This window comes from Streptomyces sp. OfavH-34-F (assembly GCF_022347745.1).
Lineage (GTDB): Bacteria > Actinomycetota > Actinomycetes > Streptomycetales > Streptomycetaceae > Streptomyces.
Genome location: NZ_JAKRGC010000001.1, coordinates 131,898 through 138,532, shown reverse-complemented (window position 1 = coordinate 138,532; position 6,635 = coordinate 131,898). Strand labels below are relative to the sequence as shown.

Here is a 6,635-nt window from a genome sequence, read left to right as displayed (position 1 = left end):
CAGCGGGCGCTGCTGCGCACCGCGTGCTGCCAGATGGCCGAGGCCGCCGAAGCCGCGTGCCGGACGCTGTTCGACGCCGCCGGGGCGGCCGCGATCCACCGCGCCGCGGGCCTGGAGGGCTGCTGGCGCGACGCCCTGGCCATCTCCCGTCACGCGCTTGTCGCCGCCCGCGGCCGTCAGCTCGCCGCAGCCCACCACCTGACCGCGACCACCGCCCGGGACCTGTGATGGCCGACCGTCTCCTTACCCGCTTCCTCGCCCACCCCGGCAGGCAGCCGGCCGTCGTCGACCTGAACGGCACCGCCTGGACGTTCGACGAGGTCCTCGGCCGGGCACTGACCCTCGCCCAGCAGCTGCGCGCCACCACCGACGTGACCGGACGCGTCGTGCTGCTGCGCACCGGGCCTGGCCCGCTGTTCTCCGTCGCGGACCTGGCCGTTCTCCTGGCCGGCGCGGTCCCCGCCGTCCTGCCGGACCTGCCCCGCGACCAACTCGCCGCGCTGTGGCCGGTGGTGCGGCCCGCCGCCATCCTGGACACCGTCGGCGACGGCGCGCTCGCCGCCGGCCACGCCCGGACGCCCGTGCTCACCGTGGACGAGCGGAGCACCCGGCCGGGCGGCACCCCCGCGCAGTGGCGCACGGCGGCCCGCCGCCTGGCCGGACGCCGACTGGAACAGACCGCCGCCCTCGTGTTCACCTCCGGCACCACCGGCGTGCCGCGCGCCGTCGCCCTCACCGAGGCGGCTCTGGTGCACGGAACCGACACCTGGACCGCCCAGTGGACCGGCCGGCCCACGCGCACCCTGTGCTACCTGCCCGTCTCCCACATCGCCCAGCGGATCATGGGCCACACCCTGATGTGCCTGTACGGGACCACCGTCATCGCCTCCACCCCGGCCCGCCTCGAACAGGACCTGCGCCAGCACCAGGCGGACACCCTGCTCGGCGTCCCCCAGGTGTGGGCCCGCCTGGCCGCCGCCTGCCGGCAGCCGGACGAAAGCGGACAGCGGCTGCGGCAGGCCCTGGCCCAGGTGCGCACCGCCGTCAACGGCGCCGCCGCCCTCGACCGCACGGTCGCCGACACCCTTCACCAGCACACCGGACTGCGGATCTGCGGCGCCTACGGCGCCACCGAGACCACCGTCCCTGCCTTCCACCAGGACGACGCCACCGCCCCCGGGCTGGGCCGGCCGGTCGGCGTGGACCACCGGATCGACGACGGCGGCCAACTCCTCCTGCGCGGCCCCCACGTGGCCGCCGGATATGTCGAGCGGTGGCCGCGGCTGAACGCGGTCACCGACCCGGACGGCTGGCTGCACACCGGCGACCGGGTGAGGAGCACCAGAGACGCGTCCGGCGAGCTGTGTCTGACCGGCCGGATCGGATCGGCGTTCAAGACCGGCGCGGGCGAGATGATCCACCCCGAACCGGTCGAGGCGCACCTGCTCACCCACCCCGCCGTCGACGCCGCGTGCCTGCTTGGCCCCGGCTTGCCCCGCGCCGTCGCCCTCGTCTCCGCGCCCACCACCGCCGACTGGCTGCCCGACCGGGTCGCCGCGCTGGAGGGCGAGCTGTTCCACGGCATCGAGACGGCCCGGCGCGAAGGCGAACTGCCCTACTGCGACCTGGCGGCCGTCCACGTCCTGCCCGACCGGTGGCCCGACCTCCTGCTGGTCACCTCCACCGGCAAACCCCGCCGCGACCTGGTCACCGTCCACTACAGCCACCTTCTGCCGACCCTGGAGACCACCCGTGCCCTCGTCTGACCGCCCCCGCCGCGTCCTGCTCGTCGACATGGGCGGCGTCTTCTTCAGCTACTCCTTCCTCAAGGCCCTCGACGCATGGGCCGACGCCGCCGGGCAGGACCCCGAGCAGCTGCGGGAGCGCTGGCTGATCGACGCCCCCTTCGACGCCTTCGAACGCGGCGACATCGAACCCGCTGACTACCTGGAACACCTGCGCCGTCTCCTGGCCGTGGACCTGAGCGACGAGCAGCTGGAGGCGGGCTGGAACGCGATCTACGGCACCACCGACCCCGCCCTGCTCGCCCTGCTGGCCGCCCCGCCGGTCCGCAGCCGGTTCGACGCGGTCGTCGGAGTCTCCAACACCAACGTGCTGCACGCCGCGTTCTGGCGAGACCTGTTTCGCGAGGACTTGCCGGTGCTGGACACGGTGCACTGCTCGCACGAGATCGGAGCCACCAAGCCCGGCGCGGAGTTCTTCGACCACGTCGCCGCCGCCCACCACACCACCCGCGAGCACCTCGTCCTCGTCGACGACATCGCGCTGGTCACCGACGCCGCGACCGAGCTCGGCATCCGCGCCCACACCTACCAGGGCCCCGCTGCCCTGGCCTCCTACCTCGACACCCTCGACCCCGCCAAGGACCGCTCGTGAACCTGCTGATCACCGGCGCGGCCGGCTTCATCGGCTCCGCCCTCACCACCGCCCTGCGCGCCGCCGGGCACGCCGTCACTGCCCTGGACGACCTTTCCGTCCGCTCGCCCCGGCCCCGCCCCGACCACCTGGTGAAGCGCGACGTCCGCACCCTCAGCCCCGCCGACCTGGACGACTTCCACACCGTCGTGCACCTGGCCGCCCACAAGTCCGTCCCCGCCTCGTTCGACCCGGGCGGCTTCGAGCACAACACGACCGTCGACCGGCACATCATCCACACCTTCACGGCCTCCGGCGCCGGCCGCCTGCTCCTCGCCTCCTCCTGCGAGGTCTACGGCGAGCAGAACGGGCCGCTGGCCGAGACCAGCCCGCACCGGCCCCGCTCCCCGTACGCGGCCGGGAAGGCCGCCACCGAGCACCTGGCCGACATCTACCGTCCCCGCCTCGGCCCCGGCCGGCAGATCGGCACGGTCCGGTTCTTCAACACCTACGGCCCGTGGGAGGACCCAGACGCGGTCGTCCCCGCCTTCATCGACGCCGCCCTCGCCGACCGGCCCCTGATGATCGAGGGCACCGGCAACCAGGCCCGGGACCTGACCCACATCGACGACACCACCGCCATGCTCGGCCGCATCCTGCAGACCGACCGGCTGCTGCCCGTCGTCAACGTCGGCTCCGGGCAGGCCACCACCGTCCTCGAGCTGGCCCGGGCGGTCATCCGCGCCACCGGTCGCGGCACCCTCGCCCACACCCACCCCCGGCCCAACGAGATCCGCTCCTTCACCGCCGACACGACCCTGTTCACCTCCACCTACGGGCCGCTGCCCACCCGGCCGCTCGAAGAGGCCCTCGCCGACACCGCCCGCACCCGCGCTACCGCCTGGACCCCGGCCGGGGCACCCCAGTGACCCTCGCCCCCGCCGGCGCCGCCACGCCCCCGACGGGCGTGGCGGCGCTGGGCACCTTCGAGTTCGGCACCCGCGCGCTGCCCGCCGACGTCGCCCACCAGCTCCTCGACACCTACCAGGAGCTCGGCGGCCGGCTCATCGACACCGCCCCCACCTACGGCCCCCACAGCGGCGCGTTCCTGGCCGAGCCGCTGATCGGCGCCTGGCTGCAAGCCGTCGGCGCCCCCGGGATGCGGGTGATCACCAAGGCCGGACTCGACCCCACCCGCCCCGACCGGGGAGACCTGCGCCCCGAGACGATCCTTGCCTCCGCCCGACGCAGCGCCGAACGCCTCGGCCGGCCCACCATCCTGGTACTGCACCGCGACGACCCCACCGTGCCGGTCGGCGAGATAGCGGACGCCGCCGACCGGGCCGTTGGGGAGGGCCTCGCCGAACAGGTCGGCGCCTCCAACTGGACAACCGCCCGCCTGAACGCCTGGACGACGTACGCCGCGGCAGCCCGACTCGCCGCCCCGGCGCTCACCGCGCCGCTGTGGAGCCTGGCCGCGCGCGCCGATCCGCCCGCCGAACCCTGGCTCGTCGAAGCCGACCCCGCGCACCTGGACATGGCCGCCAGGCACGGCATGACCCTCACCCCGTACCGGACGCTCGCCGCCGGCTACCTGGCCGCCCGCCACAGCGGCCGCCACCGCGCCCACCACAGTGCCGCCTACGACACGGCGGCCGGGCGCGGACGCCGCGCCCGGCTCCACCAGGTGGCGGCCGCCCTCGGGATGACTCCGCACGGGCTGGCCCTGGCCTGGCTGCGCGCCCACCGCCCGGCGCCGGTGATCCCCGTCATCGGCCCGCGCACCCCAGAGCAACTGGCCCAGAGCATGGCCGGCGCCGCGCAGGCCGACCGCGTCACCCCCGCGCTCGCCGCCTACCTTCAGGACGGCCCGTGACCGGCGCCGTCCAGCAGCCGCGCGAACCGCTGCGGCACCAGACCCCGGCTGTTCGACCCGTACGGGAACTGCCACGTCGCCCTGCGGCAGTGATCGCGCAGATCGTGCCCGAGCTCATCCAGCACCCCGCGCACCGTCAGCGGCTCACCGAACCCGAACACCACCATCTCACCACCGTCCGGCCGCAGTTCGACGCGCACCGCCCCGGCGCCGACCGCAAGGAGGACCGCCCAGCGTCCGCCCCGGCCCGTCACCTCCCACCCGGCCCGGCCCACACCGCCCGGCACCGGACGCACCGCCAGGCCCTTGAACGCCAGGCGCTCGATCCAGCCCTCCACCAGTGCGGACACCATCTCGCGCCGCCTCGCCGCATCCAGGGCCCGCGGCTGAAGACGGCGCTTGACCACCGCGGGCACGCCGGCCGCGAGCACCCCGGCGGGCAGCGGCCGCGTCACCGTGGCGCTCGCGGCGACCACGGTGCCCGCTCCCACCCGTACCCCGGGCAGCAGCACCGACCGCAGGCCCAGCCACACCCCGTCCTCGACCTCGACGCCGGCGAACGCCGCCGCGTGCCCGTCCCGGACCGGGTGCCCGGCGTGGTAGCCGTGGGTGAAGACCGCCACCTGGGCGCTGATGCCCACCTCGTCGCCGATCACGACCGGCTCCGTGCAGTTCAAGGTCACGTCCGGGGCGATCTGACACCGGGCCCCGATCCGCACCAGCGAGCGCTCCTCCATCGTCGCCCCCGCGCCGATCCGCAACCGGTGCCCCACGTAGGTGCCCTCGGCGATCGTCAGCTCCCGGCACACCACCTCGGCGCCCGCGTCGACGACCGTCGCGGCTCCCAGCCGGGCCAGGTCCGCGACCAGCCACCGGCCACCCTCGCCGACCCGGGCGCCGGGGCCGAACTCCAGGCACGCGGAGCGCAGGTCGCAGCCCGGCCCGATCACCGCCCCGGCGCCCAGGACCAGGTCGTCGGCCACGATCACCGTGCCCTCACCGATCCGCACCCCCTCGCCGATTTCCATCCGGCCGACCCGCAGCTCGACTCCGGGAAAGCACGTCTCCCGCATACCAGTTCCCACCCCTTCTCCAGCGGGCCGCGACGCGACCCGAACCGATCCGCCGACAGGAGCGCCATGAACACCACCACCGCCCGTACCGTGCTGGCCGTCGCCGCCCACGCCGACGACGAGACCCTGGGCGCCGGCGGCACCCTCGCCGAGCACGCCGCCGCCGGGGACCGGGTACGGATCCTGGTGCTCAGCGCCAGCTCCACCAGCCGCCCCGAACACGACCACGACCAGGCCTTCGCCCACCGCAGCGCCTGCGTCCACCGGGCCGCCGCCCTCTACAACGCCCAGGCCGAGATCGCCGCCTTCGACGACAACGCCTTCGACACCGTGCCCAGGCTGAAGATCACCCAGGCCGTCGAGAACGCCGTCCGGACCTGGCAGCCCGACATCGTCTACACCCACAGCAGCGCCGACCTGTCCCTGGACCACCGCATCACCGCCGAGGCCGTCGCCGCGGCCACCCGGCCCCAGCCCGGCTGCCCGGTCACCACGGTCCTGGCCTGGGAAGTCCGCTCCGCCACCGAATGGGCCCCCCAACGCCCCTTCCGCCCGACCTGGTTCCAGCCCCTCACCCCCCACGCGCTGGCCGTCAAGGAACAGGCCCTGGAGGTGTACGCCACGGAGATGCGGCCCTGGCCGCACACCCGCTCCCCGGAAGCCGTACTGGCCGCAGCCCGGCTGCGCGGCGCCCAGATCGGCCACGACGCCGCGGAAGCGTTCGAGGTGCTCCGGCACACCGTCCTCACACCGGCCGGAACCACGCCCGCTCCCGCTCCTCCAGGCCGAGCCTGAGCAACTCGCCGGTCCTCGCCCGCATCGGCGGCAACGCGTCCACCGGGAACCAGCCGACCTCCAGCGACTCGTCGTCCGCGACCCGGGCCACCTGGCCCGGGCCGTCCGGACGGCACACGAAGACCAGCTCCAGGTACTGCGCCCGGTGCCCGTTGGTGTGCACCACCTGCGGGGAGACCGTTACCCCGGCGAGGCGCTCGACCACCACTCGCACCCCGGTCTCCTCCGCCACCTCGCGCACCACCCCGGCCGCCGGCTGTTCGCCCGGGTCGAGGATGCCGCTCAGAATCGACCAGTCCCCGGTGTCGGAACGACGGTGAAGCAGCACCTGCCCCTGGTCGAGGACGACCGCGTTCACCCCCGGCAGCCAGAGCCGGTGCTCAGGGCCGACCAAGGAACGGAGCTCGGCAACGTACTCAGGAATCATGAAAGCCACCGGGTGACGTGAGGAAGCAGGAGGTACGGCATCGTCCCAGCCCACCACCTCCGCCCGGCACCTGCCAGATGCCCGGGCC

Annotated in this window: 7 protein-coding genes and 1 pseudogene; 6 read left to right on the top strand and 2 right to left on the bottom strand. The window is 74.7% G+C overall.

The features are described 5' to 3' along the window. The 5 genes and pseudogenes from MHW47_RS00665 to MHW47_RS00645 all read left to right on the top strand — a co-directional run. A pseudogene (locus MHW47_RS00665) lies at positions 1-228 on the top strand (hypothetical protein); the annotation flags it as partial. Continuing rightward, complete coding sequence (locus tag MHW47_RS00660; RefSeq protein ID WP_239220577.1) at positions 228-1,766, top strand: class I adenylate-forming enzyme family protein; 1,539 nt, start codon at positions 228-230, stop codon at positions 1,764-1,766. The pseudogene MHW47_RS00665 and the gene MHW47_RS00660, both read left to right, overlap by 1 nt. Beyond that, positions 1,753-2,397 (top strand): hypothetical protein, encoded by a 645-nt coding sequence (locus MHW47_RS00655; protein WP_239220576.1) that lies wholly within the window; start codon positions 1,753-1,755, stop codon positions 2,395-2,397. The genes MHW47_RS00660 and MHW47_RS00655 overlap by 14 nt, the downstream gene beginning before the upstream one ends. After that, positions 2,394-3,305, top strand: coding sequence for an NAD(P)-dependent oxidoreductase (locus MHW47_RS00650; RefSeq protein ID WP_239220575.1), 912 nt, complete (start codon positions 2,394-2,396; stop codon positions 3,303-3,305). Before MHW47_RS00655 ends, MHW47_RS00650 begins: the two co-directional genes overlap by 4 nt. Then, positions 3,302-4,252: an aldo/keto reductase gene (locus tag MHW47_RS00645; RefSeq protein WP_239220574.1), complete on the top strand. Its 951-nt coding sequence runs from the start codon at positions 3,302-3,304 to the stop codon at positions 4,250-4,252. Before MHW47_RS00650 ends, MHW47_RS00645 begins: the two co-directional genes overlap by 4 nt. Here the strand turns inward: MHW47_RS00645 and MHW47_RS00640 are convergent. Continuing rightward, positions 4,237-5,325 carry a hypothetical protein gene (locus MHW47_RS00640; protein ID WP_239220573.1) on the bottom strand — a complete coding sequence of 363 codons (1,089 nt, stop codon included), beginning with the start codon at positions 5,323-5,325 and terminating at the stop codon, positions 4,237-4,239. The two genes, MHW47_RS00645 and MHW47_RS00640, sit on opposite strands and share 16 nt — an antisense overlap. 66 nt (positions 5,326-5,391) lie before the next feature. Between MHW47_RS00640 and MHW47_RS00630 the strand changes: the two genes are divergently transcribed. Beyond that, positions 5,392-6,120 (top strand): PIG-L deacetylase family protein, encoded by a 729-nt coding sequence (locus MHW47_RS00630; RefSeq protein WP_275448673.1) that lies wholly within the window; start codon positions 5,392-5,394, stop codon positions 6,118-6,120. On the opposite strand, the gene MHW47_RS00625 is transcribed toward MHW47_RS00630, so the two are convergent. Beyond that, complete coding sequence (locus MHW47_RS00625) at positions 6,071-6,514, bottom strand: NUDIX domain-containing protein (protein WP_239220572.1); 444 nt, start codon at positions 6,512-6,514, stop codon at positions 6,071-6,073. The two genes, MHW47_RS00630 and MHW47_RS00625, sit on opposite strands and share 50 nt — an antisense overlap. Between the last annotated feature and the right edge of the window lie 121 nt (positions 6,515-6,635).

Coding starts and splice junctions, on each gene's coding strand:
- MHW47_RS00660 (WP_239220577.1), top strand. CDS start 228: ATGGCCGACCGTCTCCTTACCCGCTTCCTCGCCCACCCCGGCAGGCAG.
- MHW47_RS00640 (WP_239220573.1), bottom strand. CDS start 5,325: ATGCGGGAGACGTGCTTTCCCGGAGTCGAGCTGCGGGTCGGCCGGATG.
- MHW47_RS00630 (WP_275448673.1), top strand. CDS start 5,392: ATGAACACCACCACCGCCCGTACCGTGCTGGCCGTCGCCGCCCACGCC.